Origin of the sequence: Pseudarthrobacter sp. NIBRBAC000502770, assembly GCF_006517815.1 — a bacterium.
Lineage (GTDB): Bacteria > Actinomycetota > Actinomycetes > Actinomycetales > Micrococcaceae > Arthrobacter > Arthrobacter niigatensis.
Map to the genome: position 1 here is coordinate 1,422,361 of NZ_CP041198.1, position 20,607 is coordinate 1,442,967.

Genomic DNA, 20,607 nt, shown 5'->3' on the forward strand with positions numbered 1-20,607 from the left:
TTGGTCCTTTGTAGGGCGGCTTGGCCGGTGCGGTGCCGGGGGCGTTCGGGGGTGCCGCTGCCGCTGACTGGGCGAATGGTGTTGCGAGTGCGAGCGATCCGGTGAGCGCAACGGCCCCGCTTCCGTTCAGGAGGGCACGCCGGGATACGGCGGGTGAATTTTCCATCAGTTACCTTTCGGCGGGCAGCGTCGGTGCTGCCTGGGCGTGAATCTTGATGTTTTGGGACGTGGAAACGGGAACGTCAGTCTCCAGGCTCCGGTTCTGTCGCCAATGCATGGCCGCCGGCGCCGGCGCGCGGGCGGTAGAGGTGGCAGCGGACCCAGTGGCGGTTCAGGGGGTCGCCCACCTGGTGGCGGACGGGTTCCTCGGATGAGCAGCGCTGCTTCGGGTCGTTCTCAAAGGCGCAGCTGGCGGAAGCCATGACGGCTTGCCGGAGCTGGGCGCGGTGGATCGGGTCGTAGGATCCGGCCCGCGCCGGGTCGGGGACGGCTGAGACGAGCAATTGGGTGTAGGGGTGGGCCGGGTTGGCCAGCAGGTCCAGTGATTCACCCTCTTCCACGATTTCGCCGGCGAACATGACGGCCGTCCGGTCCGCCAGGTACCGGGCGGAGGCGAGGTCGTGGGTGATGTAGAGCATGGAAATGCCCTGCTCATCGCGCAGTTTCCGCATCAGGTTCAGCACGCCGATGCGGACCGAAACGTCCAGCATGGAAGTCGGTTCGTCGGCGAGGATGACATTTGGCTCCACGGCCAGGGCCCGTGCGATAGCGACCCGTTGACGTTGCCCGCCGGAGAGCTCATGGGGGTAGGAGTCGAGCATGTCGGCCTGAAGCCCGACGGTGGTCATGAGCTCTTCGAGACGGCGCCTGGTCTCCTCTTCGGAACCGCGTTGGCGGGTGCCGCCCTTGCCGTGGATGGTGAGGGACCGGCGGAGGAAGTGCTCGATTCGGTGGGCGGGATTCAGTGAGCCAAAGGGGTCCTGGAAGACCATCTGCAGCTGGGACCGGAACTCCCGTGAGGCCTGGAAACGGTCACGTTTGAGGACGTCGACGCCGTCGACCAGGATGGCCCCTTCGCCGGGTTTCTCGAGCCGGGCGACACAGCGGGCCAGGGTGCTCTTGCCTGAACCGGATTCGCCGACCAGTGCCACGATCTCTCCGCGGCCGATGGTCAGGTCGACACGGTGGAGCGCCCGGACCGCCTGGCTGGAGAACAGTCCGCCGATGTGGAAGGACCTACCCAGTCCGCGCACCTCCAGGGCCGGCGTCAGGGACGAAACATCCGGCCGTGTAGGGGAGTGGACGGCGTGGCTCATTGTGCTGCTCCTTCAAGGACGGCGGCTTCGGCGTCGGCATCAAACGGTGCCACGAAATGGCCGGGCGCAATTTCGGCGAGGTCCGGGATGTTCCGGAACTTCACGCCGTCGGGCAGGCCCTTAAGCGGGATCCGCGGACCGGTGAGCGGCGGGAACGCGCCCATGAGGGCTTGGGTGTAGGGGTGCCCTGGGGCGGTGTAGATGTCGTGCGCTTTGGCGGTCTCTACGATTCGGCCGCCGTACATGACCGCCATCCGGTGGGAGAGTTCAACCATCAAGGACATGTCGTGCGTGATGAAGAGGACGGAGAAGCCCAGTTCGCGCTGCAGATCCTTGATCTGGGCCATGATCTCCTGTTGCACCACCACGTCCAGTGCGGTGGTGGGCTCGTCCAGGATCAGCAGTGACGGCTTCAGGGCGACAGCCATGGCGATGACGGCGCGTTGCCGCATGCCGCCGGAGAGTTGATGCGGGTACGACTTGAGGCGGGCGGGGTCCATGCGGACCAGTTCCAGCAGCTGTGCTGCGCGGCGAAGTGCTTCTTTGCGCGGGTAGCCGGCGTGGGTGGTGAAGATGTCTGCCATCTGTTCCCCGATGGTGAGCACCGGGTTCAGCGAGTTCATGGCGGACTGGAACACCATGGCGACGTCCTGCCAGCGGAAACGGCGCAGCTCGTCCTGGTTCATGGCGAGCACGTCCTTGCCGCCGAAGGAGATGCTGCCGGCGGCGATCTTCGCCGGGTCCTTGAGCAGCCGCATGATGGAGTTGGCGATGGTTGATTTTCCGCAACCGGATTCGCCGGCCAGCCCGAAGACCTCGCCGGCGCCGATGCTGAAGGAGACGTCGTTCACGGCCGTGGTCGAGCGGGAGTCACCGATGTACTTGACGGTGAGGTTCTTGACGTCGAGGACCGGTTCATGGGAGCCGAAGGCGGTTTGGGAGACGGTCACTGTGCGGCGCCCCTTTCGGTGGTGGCGGGTTTGCGGATTTTCCGCAGCCGGGGGTTGGTTACTTCGTCGACGGCGTAGTTGATGAGGGCCAGGGCGAATGCGACCAGGGCGACGCAGAGGCCGGAGGGGATAAAGACCCACCAGCTTCCGGTGAGCAGGGCGCCTTCGTTTCCGGCCCAGAAGAGGTTGTTGCCCCAGGAGACAGTGCTGACGTCACCCAGTCCAAGGAATTCGAGGCCCGCCTGGGCCCCGATGCCGTAGATGACGCAGGCGAGCAGTGTTCCCATCACGATCGATGCCATGTTCGGCAGGATTTCGCGGAACATGATGCGGCCGGCGCGCTCACCGGAGACGACGGCGGCAGCGACGAAGTCCTTGGATCGGATGGACAGGGCCTGTGCCCGGAGTACGCGCGCTGATCCGGCCCATCCCGTGACGGTGAGGACCAGGATGACCGTGCCCAGCCCCGGGGGCAGGAAGGCGGCCAGGATCACGAGCAGCGGCAGGCCGGGAAGGAGGAGGAAGACGTTGGTCAGCAGCGAGAGTGCTTCGTCGATGAACTTGCCGAAATAGGCTGATGCCAGGCCAACGAGGATTCCGATGAAGGTGGATGCGAACCCAACGGTAAGCCCTACGAGCAGGGAGCTTCGGGCGCCGTGGATGGTCAGGGCGAGCACGTCCTGGCCCTTGGCGGTGGTTCCGAGCCAGTGTTCGCTGTCTGGTTCCAGTGAGGCCATCCCGGTGATCCGGGAGGGGTCGTCCGGGAACAGTACCGGTGCGGCCAAGGCCAGGACGATGAAAACGAGCATGATGGCCATGCCGGTCATGGCCTTCTTGTTGGTGATGAGTCCGTGGATGAAACCGCGGTTGGTTTTGCGGGCAGCTTTTGCTTCAGTTGGCTGTTGGAGGATAACGCTGGTCATGGTCGGTCCCTTGGTTACGGGTACGCGCTGCTCAGTTGCTGCGCACGCGGGGGTCGAGGCGGACGTAGAGAATGTCCACCAGGAAGTTCGCCAGCAGAACGGCGGCGGTGATGGTCAGGAACAGGCCCTGCATAAGCGGGTAGTCGAGGCCTTGCACGGCGTTGAGGAGCTGGTAGCCGACGCCGGGGTAGGCGAAGACGACCTCGGTCAGGAGGGCGCCGCCGACGACGAAGCCCAGGCCCATGCCGAAGCTGGTCACCGAGGGCAGCATCGCGTTCCGGGCTGCGTAGCGGAGCATGATCCGTCCGGGGCGCAGGCCCTTGGCTTCGGCCATGGTGATGTAGTCCTCGGAGTTCGTGGCAATCATGGTGTTCCGCATGCCCAACATCCAGCCACCGATGGAGACCAGCACGATGGTCAGCGCCGGGAGCACGAGGTGGGCGGCGACGTCACCGAAGAACTCGGCAGTGAACGCCGGCTCCAGGCCGTCGGTGAACGCGTGGCGGATGGGGAACCAGCCGAGCACGACGCCGAACAGGTACAGGGCGCCCATTGCCAGCCAGAAGTAGGGGAACGATCCAATGAAGACCAGCACGGGAGGCAGGGCCGAGTCGAGGGCGCTGCCGCGGCGCCAGGCTGCCAGGATGCCCAGCAGGTTGCCCACGACGGCGGCAATCACCAGCGCGGTTCCGCCAAGCAGGAGGGTCCAGCCGATCTGGGATGAGATGACTTCGGTAACGGGTGTGGGGAAGCGTGTAATCGATACCCCCATCTGTCCGGTGAGGATGTTCTGGAGGTAGCCGGCGTACTGCTCCCAGATGGGCCGGTCGTCCACGCCAAGCAGCTTGCGCAGGGCCTCGAGCTGTTCGGGCTGCATTCTGTCCTGGGAGCGGGCGAACATGCGTGATACGGGGTCCCCGGGCATGAAGCGGGGGAGCAGGAAATTCAGGGTGATGGATGCCCAGAAGGCGATCAGGTAGAAACCCAGTCGGCGCAGGATGAAGCGCACGGTTTCCCTCCAATTCGGGAGTGATGAAAATTTGGGACCTGGCGGCCGCCGGAGGGACCGGCGGCCGCGAGGTAAGGCGGCGCGGCGCTGGGGACTACTTGCGCGGTTCCAGGCTGGTCAGCACCAGAACCGTGGTGGGTGCGCGAACCGAGAGGGTGGCGTACGGGTTGTCCTGCGTGGGCCAGCCGGTGAAGCGGGTGTCATTGTATGCACCCCATTCCGGGCCGGAAAACAGCGGCACTACTGGTGCGACGTCGTTGTATTCTTCCTGCAGCTTGTTGGCAATATCCTTTTGCCTGGACTGGTCAGTCGCTGCAGCGAAGTCGCTCAGCAGGGCATCAGCTTTGGGGTCGCCGAAACGGTGGTAGTTGTCAGAGGCCTTGGTGCCCACCGGCTTCACCGATGCGGAGCCCATGGTGGTGTTGAAGTACTTGTACGGGCTGGGATCGTTGGCACTCCAGACGATGCCGGAGTCGAAATCACCCTTTTCGTACCCTGCCACCACGGCAGCCCAGTCCGGAGAGTCCACCTTCGCGGTTACGCCGACCTCCGCCAGGTTCTGGGAGATCACGTTGGCCACGGAGAGCCAGTCGGACGAGGTAGCACCCACGGAAATCTTGAACTCGAACGGTTTGCCGTCCTTGAGCGTGCGCTTGCCGTCGGGGCCCTTGGGGTAGCCCGCCTTGTCCAGCAGGTCGTTTGCCTGCTGGACGTCGTGCTTGGTCCACGTGCAGTTGTCCTTGACCTGCGTGTTCTTCCAGGTCTCGTAGTTGCCGGAGAGGCCCGTGCAGTCGGCCGGCTGGGCGTAGCCGCTCATGCCGATCTTGGTGACCTGGTCCCGGTCCACGGCCATGCTCAGCGCCTTGCGGACATCACCATCGTTGAAGGGCGCCTTGGTGGTGTTGAGCTGCCAGTTGATCATGGCACCGGTCGGAGGGAACCAGTAGTGCCGGTGGTCCTTGTCCTTTGAGACGAAGGTCTTTTCGATGTTCGGGATGTACTGGGGCGCCCAGTCCACGTCGCCGTTGGCGGCGGCAAGGTTGGCGCCGTCGTTCCCGGCGAATGCGAGCATCTTGATGCCGGCAATCTTCTGCTTGTCCGGCTGCCAGTAGTTGGGGTTCTTCTTGAGCACGAAGGACTGGGCCTGGAAGTTGTCCACCTCGGTGTACGGTCCGGTGCCCACAGGTTTGGCGTTGGCGTCCTTTTCCGGATCGGCCAGCGCGGACCAGATGTGCTTGGGCAGGATGCTGAGCTGGCCTACGTCGTACAGGGCGGGGGACCAGGGCTTGTTGAAGTTGAAGGTGACCTTGTTGCCTTGTGCCGTCACGCCGTCGAGATACTCGTAGCCGCCCTTCAGCTTCTTCTGGAGCTCGAACGTGTACGCGACGTCGTCGGCAACGAAAGGCTGGCCGTCGGACCACTTCACACCATCACGCAGGGTGAACGTGATGGACTTACCATCGTCCGCGGCCTTCCAGTCGGTGGCCAGCCACGGCACCGAATTCCCCTGGGCCGGGTTGAAGACCAGGAGGGACTCGTAGATGGACTGCTGGACCATGGGGTTGACGGTCGGCGCGAACGGGTTGAAGTTCTGCACGAACGTTCCCATGTCTTCACGGGGAATGGTGAGGAACGCGCTGGCGTTGGCTGCGGCGTCGGTGCCGCCGGACTTGTTGCCGGTGGCGGCGCAGCCGGTCAGCAGCATCGCGCCTACCGCCAGTCCGGCCGCGGCAATGCGGGCGGACTTGAGGAACCTGGTTTGTGTCATGATGGGGTTATCTCTTCCTGTCTTCATCAGCAAGGTGAAGGGTGGGTTGGGGTTTTGCTCTTCGACGTTGATTTCGCGGTCAGACCGAAGAGCGTTCTAACAGCGGACAGTCGACCAACTGCTGATTGGCAGTGATCGGCTGTCCGGCTGTAAGGGCGGCGAGCGTCTGGACTCCCAGAGCGCCCATCTTTTCGAACGGCAACGCAACAGTGGTCAGCTTGGGCCTGAGGTAGGCCGCGATGAGTTCCTGGTTGTCGAAGCCGATCACGGCGATGTCACCGGGGATGGCCAGGCCACGTTCCTTGATGGCGTCGTAAGCCCCCATGGCCATACGGTCATTGAGGCAAAACAGGGCGGTGGGCCGGTCCTTGGCCGGGTACCGGTCAAGGATCTGACAGGCAGCGTCGTAGCCTCCGTCTGCCGTCGCATACCCGGCCGCCACGAGCTCCGGATCAAGCTCCAGGCCGGCGTCGGCCAAGGCCTCCCGGACGCCCTGCAAACGCCCAACAGCTGCCGGGATGCGGGGGTCCAGGTTGATCACACCGATCTTGGTGTGGCCGGCCCTGAGGAGGCGTTCGACGGCGACCCGTCCGCCCGCGCGTTCGTCAGGGACGATTGAGGGCAGTTTCCCGTCCAGGTCGAAACAGTTGACGAGCACCGTGGGCACTTCGTGCGCGCTGCGGGGCACATGGACGCCACGGTGGTGCGTTGCGGCGTACAGCAGGCCTTCCACCCGCTGCTCCAGCAGCTTTTCCACAGCAGCATCCTCCATCCCCTGGTTGGGGCCGGCCGCATCACCCTGGTCCGATGGGGCGATCAGGAGGAACCGGCCGTCAATCCAGGCCTGGTCCTGGGCACCTTTGATGATGTCCACGGCGAAGGGGGCGGTGACGATCTCGGTGACGATCCCGTACCAATCGCTGCGCTGGGATGCCAGCGCCCTCGCCCCGGCATTTGGACGGTAGCCCAAAGCCTGAACCGCCTCAGCGATGCGGACCCGGGTCTCCTCCGAAATGCTGGCGTCTTCACGGTTGTTCAGCACGAAAGAAACAGCTGTCCGGGACACTCCGGCATGCTTGGCTACGTCATTCATGGTGACGCCACGCTGCCGGGCAGTGCCGGGTTTGTCGGGGGAGGTGGTCTTCGCCATTGAATGCTCCAGAGGTCTTCATTGAGCCGGGGTTGCCCGTGGTAAAACGGACGTAATTTGGTGACTCTATAAACAGTAACTCGCGTTACTTTCGGGCTGTGATCTAAGTTACCCGCGTTACTAAACGGTGTCAAGACGTTTCTTCAGCCGCTGCTGTTAGGGGCGGTCCTTGAAGGACTCGACCTTCCCGGGGTCTCTTTCGATGAGGGGGCCGAGGATGTCATCGATCCTCAGGAGCATTTCCTGGTCGAGTTTCACTCCTGCGGCACGGACGTTGTCCACGAGCTGCTCGGGCCGGGATGCTCCCACGATGGCCGCCGAGACGTTGGGGTTTTGCAGTACCCATGCAACCGCGAAAGCCGCCATGGACAGTCCAATCTCTTCGGCCAGGGGCTTCAATTTCTGGACGCGGATGAGGATGTCCTCGCTTAGAAAGCGGTGGTCGTTCTTCAGTTCGCCGTTGTCGCCTCGGAAGCGGGAGCCTTCCGGGGCCACCGCGCCGGGGGTGTATTTGCCGGTGAGGACTCCCTGGGCGAGCGGAGACCAGCAGATCTGGCCAATGCCCAGTTCCTCGCTCAGGGGAACGATCTCCGGTTCGATGACGCGCCACAGCATGGAATACTGCGGCTGGTTGGAGATGAGCTGGACCCCAAGGTCCCTGGCAAGGGCAACGCCGGAGCGGATTTCGTCCGCCGTCCACTCCGACACCCCGATATAGTGTGCCTTCCCCGCCCGGACAATATCGGCAAAAGCCTGCATGGTCTCTTCCAGTGGGGTCTCGTAGTCATACCTGTGCGCCTGGTAGAGATCGACGTAGTCAGTCTGGAGCCGGCGGAGCGACGAGTTAATGGACTCCATGACGTGTTTGCGGGACAGGCCGCGGTCGTTCCGGCCATCCCCGGTAGGGAAGTAGGCCTTGGTAAAGATCTCCACGCTTTCACGGCGTGTTCCCTGGAGCGCGACACCCAACGTTTCCTCCGCCCGGGTTCCGGCATAGGCATCGGCAGTGTCGAAGGTGGTGATGCCCAACTCCAGTGCCTGTTTGACGCATTCCGTCGCAGCGGCCTGGTCGATCTGCTCGCCGTGGGTGACCCAGTTTCCGTAGGCGATTTCGCTGATGTACAGGCCGGAGGTTCCCAGTTTGCGGTATTCCATTAGGCATCATCCTTTTCGAAGTTGGTGAGTTGGAGCACTGCGTCGGCTGTGCCGCCGGTGGAGTAGAGAGTGAGGGATGTTTGGGCTGGATCCGGGAAGATCAGTTCGGTCACCGAGACGAGTCCATCGTTCGCGAAGACCTCCACTGAGCAATGGTCGACGAAGATCTGCAGGGTGTAGTTGCCATCCTTGGCCGCGGAAATGGGGGCGCGGCTGGTGGAGGCGAAGGCTTCGTGGAAGTCGGTGTCGCCTGAGTGCGTGCGGTTCACGATCAGGTCCCCGCTGCCGGGGTGGATCCCGATCCGTGTCCCGACCGTCCCGTCCGCCGACCCTCTGACCACAAGCCCGAACTCCTCGGCGTCACCAGGGGAGAAGGTGACGTCAATAAGCTGTACCGCGGTGCCGCCCTCAACAGTTGCGGGGCCGTTCAGGGCCAGCCGCTGCTCGGGACCGGGTGTCGAAGTTGCCCTCACTTCCGGTGCGGGGTGCTGCAGGAGCCGGGGATGCCCGTTCACGGAAACGAGGGACATGTCCCGGACCAGGCTCATGGGGCTGCGCCAGGGCGAGGTGGGGATATGGTTGGCATACTGCCAGTTGTTCATCCAGCCGATCATCAGCCGCCGGCCGTCCGGGACGTTGCTGAACGAGACCGCGGCGTAGTAGTCCCGGCCCCAGTCCAGCCACTGGTAGTCGGGTACGCGCTCAGGGTCCTGCATTCCCTCGGTGAGGGTTGTCTCGGAACTGAACGTGACGCCGTCGAACTCTCCCACGAAGTACTGCCCTGCGGACCCGCCGTTGGGGCCCCCGGGGTTCATGTTCACCGTCAGGACCCATTTCATGGCTGAGGAGTCACCGTCCAGGGGCAGCTCAAAAAGGTCCGGGCATTCCCAGATGCCTCCCGTGCCATTGGCGGGGCCGAAGGTGCTGAGATATTCCCAGCTCTTGAGGTCCTGTGAGCGGTAGAGCAGGACGGTGAAATCATGGGCCTCCACCGCCACCATGACCCAATAGCTGCCCGAAGGGCCGTCGTAGCGGAAGACCTTGGGGTCCCGGAATTCCGGCGAGTTCCGGGTCAGGACCGGGTTGCCGGCGTACTTCGTCCAGGAGTATCCGCCGTCCGTGCTCCACGCGAGGGACTGCGCCTGCGTGCCCTCGTGGAGGGAGCCCGGCTTGTACGCGCTGGTGTAGATGGCCACCAGGGGAGCCTTCCCGTCCGCGCCGAATCCGCTGGTGTTGTCGGCGTCCACCACAATGCTGCCGGAGTAGATTTCCTCGACGTCATCACAGGGAATCGCTACCGGTTGTTCCGTCCAGCTGACCAGGTCGGTAGAAGTCGCATGGCCCCAGGACATATTGGCGTGGACGCTTCCGAAGGGGTTGTTCTGGTAGTACAGGTGGTAGGTGCCCTCGTGGAAGACAAGCCCGTTCGGATCGTTGAGCCACGTGTCTTTGGCGGCGAAGTGCATTGCCGGCCTGTAGGTCTCAACGGTGGTGGTAACGCTGTTCATTCTTCTCTTTTCATGGCCGTGGCTGAGGTCCTCGGACCTGTGGAGCGGGCGTGTGTTGGCGTAAAGGGAGCGCTGCGAAATCAACTGGCTGCAATTGCGGGAGTCGGGGTGCTCTCAGGTTCATCGCGTGGGGTGAGCGCCTGGCGAAGCAATGCCTGAGTGGTTCCGTGCCCGGCTTTGGGAGGCGGTGTCCGCCATTGGATGCTCCAGAAGTCTTCGTTGAACTGGACGTTGGCCGCTAGTGGTTTGCGCTTACCTGTAGTAACTCGCGTTACCTTGGTGCGTGATCTAAGTTACCCGCGTTAGTTTGTTGGTGTCAAAGTTTTTTTGAACATGTCCGCCGTCGCCCCCTACGTGGAGGGTTTCGTTCAATGACGGGTCTAAGGGCGAGGAAGATGCTGGCGGGGACGATTTCCCGGCCCACACGCCTCGCGCAGGCGAGCTGGGGATGCTGGCCTACTGTCGCCATGCCGACAGTTCGTCGGCTGTAGGCGGAGCTGCGCCTTTTCGGCTGACCGTGATTGCGGCTGCGGCGGCTGCAGTTCGGCCGGGAGTTTCCTGGACCTGGTGTGCCGGTCCGTGTGTTCCGCGCGCCAGGAGCCCGCAAAAGAGGGCGGCCATGTATGAGTCTCCTGCTCCGATGGTGTCGACGACCAGCGAAGGGAATGCCGGTACCTGCACACTGCCGTGAGGAGTCATCAGGAGCGATCCGTCTACACCCAGTGTGGTGACCACCTCCGGTGAGTTGACGACATCTATCAGGGCCTCGCCGACCACAAGGACGTCAGGGCCGTGCGGTTGTTTGGAGCAGGTGTACATGTTTCAGGCGAGCGGCGTCAGCTGAAGGGAAGCGGCGGCTGTTCCGCCGGTCGAGTAGAGCGCCAGCGAGGTCGCGGAGGGGTCAGGGAAGATCAGTTCGGTCAGCGTCACGAGCCCGTCCTGCGCAAAGATCTCAACGGAGCAGTGGTCGACGAAGATCTGCAGCGAGTAGGTCCCATCGGGGCCCGGCTGGATGGGTGCGGTGCTGACGGAGGGGAAGGCGTCGTGGAATCCACTGTCGCCGGAGTTGGTGCGGTCCACAAGGAGTTCGCCGGATACCGAACGGATGCCAATCCTGGTAGCGGCACCATCCTCGCCGCCCCTGACCGCAACGCCGTATTCTTCCGCTGTTCCCGGAGTGAAGGTGACCTGTATCTGCTCGACGGCCGTGCCGCCGTCGACCGCAACCGTCCCGTCCAGTTGCAGCTGCTGAGCGGGAACGGGAGCCGAGTTGGCGGTGTATTCGGCGGCGGGTTGCTGGACCAGCCGCGGCTGTCCGTTGACGGAGGTGAGGGTGACGTCGCGGACGAGGCTCATGGGGCTGCGCCAGGGCGAGGTGGGGATGTGGTTGGCGTACTGCCAGTTGTTCATCCAGCCGATCATCAGCCGGCGCCCGTCCGGGACGTTGCTGAAGGAGACTGCTGCGTAGTAGTCCCGGCCCCAGTCCAGCCACTGGTAGTCGGCTACCCGGCCGTCGTCCTGCATGCCTTCGGTGACCGTGGTTTCGGAGCGGAACGTCACGCCGTCGAACTGTCCTACGAAGTATTGCCCGGCGGATCCGCCGTTGGGGCCGCCGGGGTTCATGTTCACGGTCAGGATCCATCGGGTGTTCCCCGCGTCGCCGTCCAGGGGAAGTTCGAAAAGATCCGGGCATTCCCAGATGCCTCCCGTGCCGTTCGCGGGGCCGAAGGTGCTGAGGTACTCCCAGGTCTTCAGGTTGTCGGAACGGTAGAGGAGGACAGCGTAGTCGTGGGCTTCGACGGCGGCCATCACCCAGTAGCTGCCTGCGGGGCCGTCGTAGCGGAAGACCTTGGGGTCACGGAACTCGGGGGAGTCACGCGTGAGTACGGGGTTGCCCGCGTACTTGGTCCATGAGTAGCCGCCGTCTGTACTCCAGGCGAGGGATTGGGCCTGGATGCCGGGGTGGGCTGAGGCGGGCTTGAAGGCGCTGGTGTAAATGGCTACCAGCGGGGCCGTGCCGCTGGTGCCGAAACCGGAGGTGTTCCCGTGGTCCACCACGATGCTGCCGGAGAAGATCTCTTCAGTGTCATCGCATGGGATGGCCACCGGCTGCTCTTCCCAGTTCACCAGGTCTGTGGATGTTGCGTGTCCCCAGGACATGTTGCTGTGGACGTTCCCGAACGGGTTGTTCTGGTAGTAGAGGTGGTAGGTGCCTTCGTGGAAGACCAGGCCGTTGGGGTCGTTAAGCCAGGTCTCCCTGGCCGTGTAGTGCATGGCCGGGCGGAAGGTCTCAAGGGTGGACGTGACAGTGTTCATGGGTCTCTTTCGTGATGCCGCCGGCCGGGGCGGCGCAGGCTGGGGTGCCGGGCGCGGAGTCCGCGCCCGGCACCGGGATGGAAAGCGGGAGCCTTAGGAGTTGCTCTTGTACCGGTCGTAGGCCTGCTGGTAGACCTCCACCATCTTGTCCACTCCGATGTTCTTCAGTTGCGAGACGTAACCGTCCCATTCGTTCTCAATGCCGCCGGAGACAATCCACTTGGCCGTTGACTGCTTGACGATGGTGGCGGCGTCGGACTCGATGGTGCTGATCTGCTGGATTTCCTCATTGGACAGCGGGACCGGCGGGTAGCCGTCGTTGGCAGCGAAGGGCTTGTAGTTCTCCTGGACCGTCTTCTGACGCTCGGCGGCGCGGGGTTCGGGCGCTACGACATTCTTGAAGTTTTCAGCGGTGTTGGCTTTGGGGCCGCCCGGGGCGACCTTCTGCCGGCGTTCGCCTTCGCTGGTGCCCGCGGGTGCGGGGATCTGGGTGAGCAGCCCGGTGGCGGGGTCCTTTTGCAGGGTTTCGCCGATGGGTCCCCAGTTGGCCTGGGCGGACTGGATGGGGTCGTAGAGGTGGTCCGCCCAGCGGATGGTCGCGGCGGGATACTTGTCCGCCCGCGTCACGGCGAAGGCGCCGCGCGCGATCTCCTGGTTGTTGGACTGGCTGGCCCGGCGCTTGCCGTCCACTCCTTCCAGGACCGGCAGCAGCTTGTAGTCGGAGGCGCGGTCGGCGCCTACCATTTCCTTGATCTCCCACCAGGCGAATGACCCGAGGTTTTCCGTTTCGGCTTTGCCCTTGGCCAGGTAGGCCTTGTCGTCCTGCGAGAAGGATTCCGGATCGATCAGTCCTTCCTGGTACCACTGGTGCAGGGTCTGGAGCGCTTTCTTGTAACCCTCCTGGGTGGCGGTGTAAATGACCTTGCCGTCCTGGACGATCCTGTGGTCCATGTTGTCCGGAACACCGCCGAGTGCGGCGATCAGGTCCACGATGTCCCCACACCATGAGCCGGGCATGAAGCTCAGCGGGATCGTCTTGCCGGTACCGGATGCGTCGCGGTTCTTGAAGGCAAGCAGAGCGTCGTGGAGTTCGTTGACGGTGCTGGGCATCGGGATGCCCAGCTTGTCCAGCCAAGCGGTGTTGATGGCCATTTCGTTGGGGAACTGGACCAGGCCGAGCTCCTCAATGGAGGGGAGGGAGTAGATGTGCCCGTCGGAGGAGGTGATGGCTGCCTTGATGTCGGGCCGGTCCGTGAGCAGCTTTGAGAGGTTGGGAGCGTTCTTCTCGATCAGTCCTTCCAGCGGAATGAGGGTTCCGCTGGCTGAGTATGTGGCGATTTCGGCGTCGGTCAGGCCGCTGTTGAAGAAGGCGTCGGGCAGGTCGCCGCTGGCAAGGATGAGGTTCTTCTTTTCCTTGAACACGGTTTCGGGAAGGTTCTGCCACTCGATGTGGACGTTGGTGTCCTTTTCCCATTGCTGCACCAGGGACATGGTGTTGTAGTCAGGGGCCAGTGCGGTTTTCGTTCCGGAGAACTTGAGGGTCAGGGTGTCCTTGACGATCGGAAGTCCTGACTGTTGGAAGCCGAAGTCCGCGGACGAATCCTTGATCTCCGTGGTGCCCTTGGAGTTGCCTGAGCAGGCGGTGAACAGCATCGTTCCTGCCATCAGGGCGCCGGCGACGGCGAGTTTGCGGCTGGTTGCCATGGGTTTTCCTTTGCTTGGGTGGAGGGGAGCAGCACGACGGCGGTGCGGGGCAACGGCGTCGGGCATTGGTTTTGCGGGGTGTCAGCTCTTGACGGCACCGATCATGGTGCCCTTGGTGAAGTGCTTTTGCATGAACGGCAGGGCGATCATCAGCGGGAGGCTGGAGACCACGATCATGGCGTATTTGGTCAGTTCGGCGATCCGCTGGGCGGCGGCGTAGGACTGGATGTCCCCGCCGGTGGTGCCGGTGGAGGAGACGTCCGATTGGATCAGGATGTTGCGCAGAACCAGTTGCAGCGGGTACTTGGTGTCATCGTTAAGGAAGATCAGGGCGTCGAAGAACGAGTTCCAGTGGGCCACCACGTGGACCATGATCATCAGCATGATGAGCGGCTTGGACAGCGGCAGGACCATCCTGAAGAAGAAGGTGAAGTCGTTGGCGCCGTCCATCTGGGCGGCTTCGCGGAGTTCGCCGGGAATGGTGTGTTCGAAAAACGAGCGGGCGATGATGAGGTTCCATACGCCCACCGCGCCCGGCAGGACAACGGCCCAAACCGTGTCGAGCATGCCCAGGTCGCGGACCACCAGGTACTTCGTGATCAGGCCGCCGTCGAAGAACATGGTGACCACAAAGAGCAGCATCAGGATCTTCCGGCCGGGCATGTCTTTCCGGGACAGGGCGTAGGCGCCGCACAGGATGGTGCTCACGCTGATGGCAGTCCCCAGCACGGTGTACACCAGGGTGTTACCGAGGCCGTTCCAGATCCGGCTGTCGGCGAGTATGCGCTGGTAGCCTTCCAGCGTCACCCCGGAGGGGACCAGCCATACCTTGCCTTCATAGACGGCGTTCGGGTCGCTGACGGAGGCGATGACGATGAAGTACAGCGGGTAGACCACCGCGACGATGGACAGGGTCAGGATGGTGATGGCCGTGATGTTGAAGGCCTTGTCGGCCCACTTTTCGCGGAAAGGGATGGGCCGCCCGGAGGCTGGGCCGTTCGTTCCGGGCCTGTTTCGCTGGGCAGGGGCCGGAGCGGCCACGGGTTCGGTATTCAGGGTCATAGCGGCATCACCAGAGGGTTGCTTGGTTGGCCCGGCGTGCTACCCAGTTGAAGGTCAGCAGCAGCACGAGGTTGAGGACGGAATTGAACAGGCCAATGGCGGCCGAATAGCTGAACTGCGCTTGCTGGAGGCCTGCGTGGTAGACGTACGTCTGGATGATTTCCGACGCCGGCAGGTTCAGGTTGGTCTGCATCAGCAGGGCCTTTTCGAAACCGACGTTGAGCAGGTTACCGATGGCCAGGATGAACAGGACGGTGACCACGGGCATGATGCCCGGTAGGTCGATGTGCCGGATGCGCTGCAGTTTGGAGGCGCCGTCCACCTTGGCTGCGTCGTGCAGCGCAGGGTCGATGCCGGAGAGCGCAGCCAGATAAACGATCATGGAGAATCCTGCGTTTTGCCAGACATCCGAGATCACATAGATCGGCCGGAACCACTCGGACGAACCCATGAAGAAGATGGGTTCGCCGCCGGCCAGTTGGATAGCGTTGTTGACCAGGCCGGACCGTGGAGACAGCAGCACGAACATCATTCCCACCACCACCACCGTGGAAATGAAAGCCGGGGAGTACAGCACCGTCTGCGTGAACTTCTTGAACCGTTCGCTCTGCAGCTGGTTGACCAGCAGGGCCAGGACAATCGGGATGGGGAAGGCCACTACCAGCCCGAGGACCGCGATCCAAAAGGTATTCCCCACAACCTGGCCGAACTGGTACGAGTTGACGAACCTGATGAAGTGCTGGAGTCCCACCCATGGACTTCCCGTGAAGCCGTCAACCGGGTTGTAGTTGCGGAAGGCGATCTGCACTCCGTACATCGGCCAGTACTTGAACACCGCGATGTAGATGAGGGCCGGAGCAAGTAATACGTATAACTGCCAAGATCGGGCGACCTTTTTTAGATGCAGCGGCAGGGGAGTGCGGTGATTTGCGTTGGTAGGGGGAGCCGGCGGCGCTGCCGGTGTGGATCGAGCCAGGATGCGGCTCATGGCTTCTCCTTGGGATGAGTCACTGAGTTTCTTTCGATGAGCGGACAGGTAATGAATTCCACCTGGCCGTCGGGTTCGGCGCCTCGCAGGATGAGGTCCACGGCGCGGCGGCCCATCTCCACGAACGGCAGCTCAAGGGTAGTGAGGCCGGGCCGGAGGTGCTGGGCGAGGGTTTCCTGGTTGTCGAAGCCGATGATGGATAGGTCACGCGGAATCGAAAGGTGCAGTTCCTGGGCGGCTTGGTAGGCGCCCCAGGCGGTACGGTCGTTGGCGCAGAAGATGGCGGTCGGCGGCTGTGCTGCCGTGAGCAGGTCCATGGCGTGGGTGAAGCCGTCCTCCTCGTTGCCCCTGCCGAAGCGCACCAGCTCCGGCAAAACGTCGAGCCCCGCCTCGCTCATGGCCTGTGTGTAGCCCCGGAAACGTCCGACGGCGGCGGGGAGTTCGCTTTCCAGGGTTTCGATGTTGATCATCGCCACCCGGGTGTGGCCGGCGTTCAGGAGATGCCGGGTAGCCGTGAGGCCCCCCAATTCCTCGTCGGGAGCCACGCTGTGCAGGCGCAGCTTTCGGTCCTGGGAGTTCAGCACCACGGAAGGGACGCCCATGAGCGCCTCGGGCACGTCCAGGCGGCGGTGGTACATGCCGGCATACACCACCCCCGCCACCTTGTAGCTGAGCATGGAGTCCAGCGACGCTGCCTCGAGGGCCTTGTTTCCGCCCGTGTTCATGGTGAGCAGGAGCAGGCCGTCTTCCCATGCCCGTTCCTGTGCGCCTTCGATGATCTTTCCGGCGAAGGGAGCGGTGGCCACGGCATCCCCGAGGAATCCGATGATTCCAGAGATGCCGTCACGCAAGGTTTTGGCATGGGCGTTGGTGCGGTATCCGAGCTTTTGGACGGCATCCTGCACCCGTTTGCGCGTGTCGTTCGAAAAACGCGATCCGGCGGCCGAATTCAGGACCAGGGAGACGGTTGCCTGCGAGACACCCGCTTCCGCCGCCACGTCGTGCATGGTTGGTCCTGAGCGTGGGCGGGGTCGTGCCATGGGCACCTCCTTGGGCCGTTGGTTATTCGGAGTAGTTATTCGTATAACTGGATTGCTGTAAAACTGTAACCTGCGCCATATTGAACCGTCAAGGGCCGCAGCGCCGCCTAATTTCGAAGCCCGGAGTGTGGACTCCGCGACTTGCCGGCCAGACGTTTGCTCGCTCACTGGTCATGCCCAGGAACTGGGTGCGGTGCTGCAGTGTTGCTTGCGAGCGGTCAGCCCACGACCTTCTGGAGATCGGCTGTCGAAGCGCGGGGGATGAGGGTTGCCCGCATTTCGGGCCCTGCCGTTGGTGGCGGAGTTCCTTCCATGGCTTTGAGTGCTAAACGCCCAAGGTAACGTCCCAACCTGGCGGTGTCCACGGTGATGGTGGATAACTGGGGCTGGAACATCGAGGAAAGTGGTGTGTTATCGAATCCGATGATCGAGAGGTCTCCGGGAACTGTCAATCCGCCTCGGAGGGCGGCTCCTGTGAACGCGAGTAATCGACGCTGACACCGGCCAGATGCGCCACTTCCTCGCGGCGCAGGCCGGGGACGCGGCGGGTCCCGCTGGAACCGCCTCGTCAATGACAACGTCCATCACTTCGACGTGCCACGGAATACCCGTGGCCGCCGTCGTGGCCACCAGAGCGGCGACCTCAATTCAGGTCAGCGACGGTGGGGTCACATGAGCGCTGCATCTGGATTGTGTTGGGCGCGCGGTCCAAGCAAAAGATACAAATGAGTCCTCGAGAAGATGGACTCTGACACGATGTCAGCGCGGAGAATCAGAGGCATGACCGATATCTCGAAGCTCATGCCCATCGGCCACTTCTCCTCGCTCAGCAGGATCAGCGTCAGGATGTTGCGGCACTACGATGCGAACGGAGTCCTCGCTCCGGCTTTTGTCGATCAAGCCACTGGTTACCGCTGGTATTCCCACGACCAGCTCCGCGAGGCAAACGAAATCCGTCGGCTAAGGGACGTGGGCTTCGGGGTGTCTGCCATAGGGGCGCTTCTTGCTAGCCGCGGGACCCGCGCATACACACGAGCCCTGTCCGCTCAGCGGGCTGCCCTTGCCGAGGAATCGTCAGCCGCCCTGCGACGGATGGCTCTCATTGAACGAATGCTGAATCAACAATTTCAGGAGGACGCCATGTCTGCCGTGTCTGCCCAACTCACCTATCTGCACGAGCAAACCCTCATCTCGCTTCGCGGCCGGGTGCCCGACTACAGTGCCGAGGGCGAACTGTGGGCCCGGTTCATGCCTGAGATCTCGGCCCAAGGGATCCGCATCACGGGCGCCGGCGGGTGCATTGAGCATGACGGTGAATACCGCGAGCATGACGTCGACGAGTCGGTCTTCCTTGAAGTAGCGCCTGATACGGAGGCCGCGGAGCCACTGAGCGTGCTGCACTTTCCAGCACGTCGCGTGGTGACCGCTACGGTCACCGGGCCGTACACGGATGCGATTCCCTGGGCCCATGCCGTGATAGCAGCGTTTATCGCGGATAACGGATTGCGGCCCGCAAGGGAAGACCACGACCTTGCGACGCACCACTTCAACATTTATCGCAACGATCCGAGCCAAACGCCCGAAGCCGAGCTCGTGACCTCAGTGTTCATGCCTGTCGTGGACGCATTGTCAGATGTGGACTCCGAGGGCCGCTAAGCGATCTGCGTGAGAGCGAGAAACGGGTTCTATCCAGTCTGGTTTAACCCACCCGAGGATGGTGCCGGGCTGGTATCTGCAGGATAAAGTCGCCGGAGTGCACTTTGATTACGCGCCACACCCAGGCCGCTTCCCCGCCGCCCCAGTGTGCTGGCGCGACGATTGCCTCGCGCAAAGCCGTAGCGATGTGGCCCGTCGAGCAGCCGCTCCAGGATGAGCAGGGGCCGCCGCGCTCCGACGATGCCGAGGGCAGGGGCGAGGTGGCTCACTCGGTCGGATCGGCGTCCGGTTTCATCCAAAACGGCGAGTAGTGGTAACCGTCGGGGTCGTCGAACTGGCGCTGGTACATGAATGGGTAGTCGTCGGTGTCACCAATCCGCCCGCCGGCTGCGCCGGCGCGCTCCGTGAGCTCATCGACTGCCTCACGGCTGCCGAGGTCGAACGAGACCGTGACCTTCGAAGGAGTGTCGGTTCCGCCGACCAGCTCTTCGGCGCCCCCGACGCTCGCGTACATCTCTCGGCTGCCGAGCATGACGTACTGCTCGGGCGCGATCGCGAAGCATGAGACGTTGCGACCGGACATTTCTGGGTTGAGGGTCCAGCCCAGGGCGGTGTAGAAGGCGGTCGCGCGCTCGACACTTTCAACCGGGCAGGTGATGAAGAGGCTCATGTGGCTCATACTTGCGAAATGCAAGTCCGAGGTCAAGGTCTCGGCCCACACGAACCACGATTTGCAGGAGGTTGCAGAACGTTCAGAGGTCGATGCAGGTGCTGCGCGCCCGAGCGTCGCAGGTCATCGACTATCGGCCCGGACGGCATCGGGAACGACTTACGCCCCGTACCAAGCGTGGATACAGGTCACTCTCACAGCAGCAGCGTCTCGAGCTCTCCAAGTCGCCAGAACAGGTCGGGGAGGCCGTTCAATCCGTTGCGTACCGACTCGTGCGACAGCGCGAGGCCAGGGCCGGTGCTCGCCTCGGCGCCGGCAAGGCACCGGAGGATGTTCCACCTCGTGTGCTCCAACCAGCCGCCGATCATGAAGACAAACCAGCTTGGCCCTGGTGGCGGCAGCACTCCGCCTCCCGCGACATAGCCGTCGAGAACGGAGCGGAAAATGGCGGGCTTGATGTCCTCCAAGCCGGGTCCCTTTGCGAGGCTCAGCGCGGTCGAGCCAAGTTCACTGGACAGGTCGAGCATCCCCGAGAGCTCCCAATCGAGTAACACCGGCCGGCCCTCCCGAGCGAGCAGATTCCACGGTTGAATGTCCCGATGGGTCAGCACGACCGGGCCTGGCCGTTCGCAGGTGTCGACGAAATGGGCAATCGCGAGGAATGTTTCGATGTGAGAGGCGAACTCGTCGGCCCAAGGCTGTCCGGTTGCCTTCGCCCGCGCGGCGAGCTCGGACCAGTCATGTGACGTCGGGTCCTCGATCGATGCATTCGTCCATGGGACGTCGAGCGCATGGATGCGTCCGAGGATCTCGCCGATCTCAAACGCGTATGCCGCCGACACGGGCGCTTCGGGCACCTTTTCGCCTTCGACCCAGCGGTGAACGAGTGTGTTGTAGCTGGCCGAGATTGGCTCTGGCATCGGAATGCCGGCAGCGAAGGCCGCCCATTCAAACCTGAACACGTCCTCGACGCGATAGGCCCAGCGGCGGTCGACGAGGTTCAGTTCCTTTATTGCGAACGACCCTTGGTCGGTGTCGAGCCGGTACATCCGGTTGGCGAATCCGCCGTGCACGCGAATCATCGGCCCTGTCGGGGCGCCGAGATGCGAAAGGTTCACCCACCCATTCTAGGAACTGGCGCTTCATAGCGGCACCGGGCGTTCCCGCAATGCGTGCTGAGGATCACCGGCAGGCCGAGGAACGGCGACCTACCAAACACATCCCTTCCAGGCCGGGTTATTTGGCCATGCAAAAACAATTCGGCGGCAGCCCTTCATAGCATCAGCGCCTTGAGTTTGGGGGCCCCTGAGACTGAGATTGCGATCGCTGCCGACGGCTTAGGGCCTGGAGTGGTTCCCGCTGTTCCTAGATTGGTTCGGATCACATTGTCGC

General features: G+C 63.1%; 18 protein-coding genes. 1 reads left to right on the top strand and 17 read right to left on the bottom strand.

What is annotated here, in order from left to right:
- Window positions 1–242 precede the first annotated feature (242 nt).
- The 15 genes from NIBR502770_RS06905 to NIBR502770_RS06975 all read right to left on the bottom strand — a co-directional run bounded on the left by NIBR502770_RS06905 (window position 243) and on the right by NIBR502770_RS06975 (window position 17,341).
- Window positions 243–1,316 (bottom strand): ABC transporter ATP-binding protein, encoded by a 1,074-nt coding sequence (locus NIBR502770_RS06905; protein WP_141181465.1) that lies wholly within the window; start codon window positions 1,314–1,316, stop codon window positions 243–245.
- On the bottom strand, window positions 1,313–2,266 hold the full coding sequence (locus tag NIBR502770_RS06910) for an ABC transporter ATP-binding protein (protein WP_141181466.1): 954 nt from the start codon (window positions 2,264–2,266) through the stop codon (window positions 1,313–1,315). The genes NIBR502770_RS06905 and NIBR502770_RS06910 overlap by 4 nt, the downstream gene beginning before the upstream one ends.
- Window positions 2,263–3,189, bottom strand: coding sequence for an ABC transporter permease (locus tag NIBR502770_RS06915; RefSeq protein ID WP_141181467.1), 927 nt, complete (start codon window positions 3,187–3,189; stop codon window positions 2,263–2,265). The genes NIBR502770_RS06910 and NIBR502770_RS06915 overlap by 4 nt, the downstream gene beginning before the upstream one ends.
- Window positions 3,190–3,220: 31 nt before the next feature.
- Window positions 3,221–4,198: an ABC transporter permease gene (locus NIBR502770_RS06920; protein ID WP_141181468.1), complete on the bottom strand. Its 978-nt coding sequence runs from the start codon at window positions 4,196–4,198 to the stop codon at window positions 3,221–3,223.
- 94 nt (window positions 4,199–4,292) lie between these two features.
- A complete protein-coding gene (locus NIBR502770_RS06925; protein ID WP_141181469.1) occupies window positions 4,293–5,966 on the bottom strand; it encodes an ABC transporter substrate-binding protein in 1,674 nt (557 codons plus the stop codon).
- Window positions 5,967–6,045: 79 nt separating this feature from the next.
- Window positions 6,046–7,116 (bottom strand): LacI family DNA-binding transcriptional regulator, encoded by a 1,071-nt coding sequence (locus NIBR502770_RS06930; RefSeq protein ID WP_141181470.1) that lies wholly within the window; start codon window positions 7,114–7,116, stop codon window positions 6,046–6,048.
- Between the two features lie 156 nt (window positions 7,117–7,272).
- A complete protein-coding gene (locus NIBR502770_RS06935) occupies window positions 7,273–8,271 on the bottom strand; it encodes an aldo/keto reductase family protein (protein ID WP_141181471.1) in 999 nt (332 codons plus the stop codon).
- On the bottom strand, window positions 8,271–9,779 hold the full coding sequence (locus NIBR502770_RS06940) for a glycoside hydrolase family 32 protein (protein ID WP_141181472.1): 1,509 nt from the start codon (window positions 9,777–9,779) through the stop codon (window positions 8,271–8,273). The genes NIBR502770_RS06935 and NIBR502770_RS06940 overlap by 1 nt, the downstream gene beginning before the upstream one ends.
- 456 nt (window positions 9,780–10,235) lie before the next feature.
- Window positions 10,236–10,598, bottom strand: a complete 363-nt coding sequence (locus tag NIBR502770_RS06945; protein WP_141181473.1) for a carbohydrate kinase family protein — start codon at window positions 10,596–10,598, stop codon at window positions 10,236–10,238.
- 3 nt (window positions 10,599–10,601) lie between these two features.
- Window positions 10,602–12,095, bottom strand: coding sequence for a glycoside hydrolase family 32 protein (locus tag NIBR502770_RS06950; protein ID WP_141181474.1), 1,494 nt, complete (start codon window positions 12,093–12,095; stop codon window positions 10,602–10,604).
- A gap of 93 nt (window positions 12,096–12,188) precedes the next feature.
- On the bottom strand, window positions 12,189–13,799 hold the full coding sequence (locus NIBR502770_RS06955) for an ABC transporter substrate-binding protein (RefSeq protein ID WP_141181475.1): 1,611 nt from the start codon (window positions 13,797–13,799) through the stop codon (window positions 12,189–12,191).
- An 81-nt stretch (window positions 13,800–13,880) separates the two neighbouring features.
- Window positions 13,881–14,861 carry a carbohydrate ABC transporter permease gene (locus tag NIBR502770_RS06960; RefSeq protein WP_141181476.1) on the bottom strand — a complete coding sequence of 327 codons (981 nt, stop codon included), beginning with the start codon at window positions 14,859–14,861 and terminating at the stop codon, window positions 13,881–13,883.
- Window positions 14,862–14,868: 7 nt separating this feature from the next.
- Complete coding sequence (locus NIBR502770_RS06965) at window positions 14,869–15,849, bottom strand: sugar ABC transporter permease (RefSeq protein ID WP_168223137.1); 981 nt, start codon at window positions 15,847–15,849, stop codon at window positions 14,869–14,871.
- Window positions 15,846–16,889 carry a LacI family DNA-binding transcriptional regulator gene (locus tag NIBR502770_RS06970; RefSeq protein ID WP_246857434.1) on the bottom strand — a complete coding sequence of 348 codons (1,044 nt, stop codon included), beginning with the start codon at window positions 16,887–16,889 and terminating at the stop codon, window positions 15,846–15,848. Before NIBR502770_RS06970 ends, NIBR502770_RS06965 begins: the two co-directional genes overlap by 4 nt.
- Window positions 16,890–17,107: 218 nt before the next feature.
- Window positions 17,108–17,341 carry a substrate-binding domain-containing protein gene (locus tag NIBR502770_RS06975; RefSeq protein WP_246857435.1) on the bottom strand — a complete coding sequence of 78 codons (234 nt, stop codon included), beginning with the start codon at window positions 17,339–17,341 and terminating at the stop codon, window positions 17,108–17,110.
- A 328-nt stretch (window positions 17,342–17,669) separates the two neighbouring features.
- Here NIBR502770_RS06975 and NIBR502770_RS06980 point away from each other — a divergent pair, with 328 nt between their 5' ends.
- Window positions 17,670–18,545 carry a GyrI-like domain-containing protein gene (locus tag NIBR502770_RS06980; RefSeq protein WP_168223138.1) on the top strand — a complete coding sequence of 292 codons (876 nt, stop codon included), beginning with the start codon at window positions 17,670–17,672 and terminating at the stop codon, window positions 18,543–18,545.
- A gap of 265 nt (window positions 18,546–18,810) precedes the next feature.
- Here the strand turns inward: NIBR502770_RS06980 and NIBR502770_RS06990 are convergent, their stop codons facing one another.
- A complete protein-coding gene (locus NIBR502770_RS06990) occupies window positions 18,811–19,215 on the bottom strand; it encodes a VOC family protein (RefSeq protein WP_141181478.1) in 405 nt (134 codons plus the stop codon).
- A 194-nt stretch (window positions 19,216–19,409) separates the two neighbouring features.
- Window positions 19,410–20,333, bottom strand: coding sequence for a phosphotransferase family protein (locus tag NIBR502770_RS06995; RefSeq protein WP_141181479.1), 924 nt, complete (start codon window positions 20,331–20,333; stop codon window positions 19,410–19,412).
- Between the last annotated feature and the right edge of the window lie 274 nt (window positions 20,334–20,607).

What these genes read in the sequence shown, in the direction of transcription:
- NIBR502770_RS06945 (WP_141181473.1), bottom strand. Translation starts at nt 10,598, where the DNA reads ATGTACACCTGCTCCAAACAACCGCACGGCCCTGACGTCCTTGTGGTC.
- NIBR502770_RS06930 (WP_141181470.1), bottom strand. Translation starts at nt 7,116, where the DNA reads ATGGCGAAGACCACCTCCCCCGACAAACCCGGCACTGCCCGGCAGCGT.
- NIBR502770_RS06925 (WP_141181469.1), bottom strand. Translation starts at nt 5,966, where the DNA reads ATGACACAAACCAGGTTCCTCAAGTCCGCCCGCATTGCCGCGGCCGGA.
- NIBR502770_RS06980 (WP_168223138.1), top strand. Translation starts at nt 17,670, where the DNA reads ATGACCGATATCTCGAAGCTCATGCCCATCGGCCACTTCTCCTCGCTC.
- NIBR502770_RS06965 (WP_168223137.1), bottom strand. Translation starts at nt 15,849, where the DNA reads ATGAGCCGCATCCTGGCTCGATCCACACCGGCAGCGCCGCCGGCTCCC.
- NIBR502770_RS06950 (WP_141181474.1), bottom strand. Translation starts at nt 12,095, where the DNA reads ATGAACACTGTCACGTCCACCCTTGAGACCTTCCGCCCGGCCATGCAC.
- NIBR502770_RS06940 (WP_141181472.1), bottom strand. Translation starts at nt 9,779, where the DNA reads ATGAACAGCGTTACCACCACCGTTGAGACCTACAGGCCGGCAATGCAC.
- NIBR502770_RS06935 (WP_141181471.1), bottom strand. Translation starts at nt 8,271, where the DNA reads ATGGAATACCGCAAACTGGGAACCTCCGGCCTGTACATCAGCGAAATC.
- NIBR502770_RS06970 (WP_246857434.1), bottom strand. Translation starts at nt 16,889, where the DNA reads ATGGCACGACCCCGCCCACGCTCAGGACCAACCATGCACGACGTGGCG.
- NIBR502770_RS06915 (WP_141181467.1), bottom strand. Translation starts at nt 3,189, where the DNA reads ATGACCAGCGTTATCCTCCAACAGCCAACTGAAGCAAAAGCTGCCCGC.
- NIBR502770_RS06955 (WP_141181475.1), bottom strand. Translation starts at nt 13,799, where the DNA reads ATGGCAACCAGCCGCAAACTCGCCGTCGCCGGCGCCCTGATGGCAGGA.
- NIBR502770_RS06960 (WP_141181476.1), bottom strand. Translation starts at nt 14,861, where the DNA reads ATGACCCTGAATACCGAACCCGTGGCCGCTCCGGCCCCTGCCCAGCGA.
- NIBR502770_RS06905 (WP_141181465.1), bottom strand. Translation starts at nt 1,316, where the DNA reads ATGAGCCACGCCGTCCACTCCCCTACACGGCCGGATGTTTCGTCCCTG.
- NIBR502770_RS06990 (WP_141181478.1), bottom strand. Translation starts at nt 19,215, where the DNA reads ATGAGCCTCTTCATCACCTGCCCGGTTGAAAGTGTCGAGCGCGCGACC.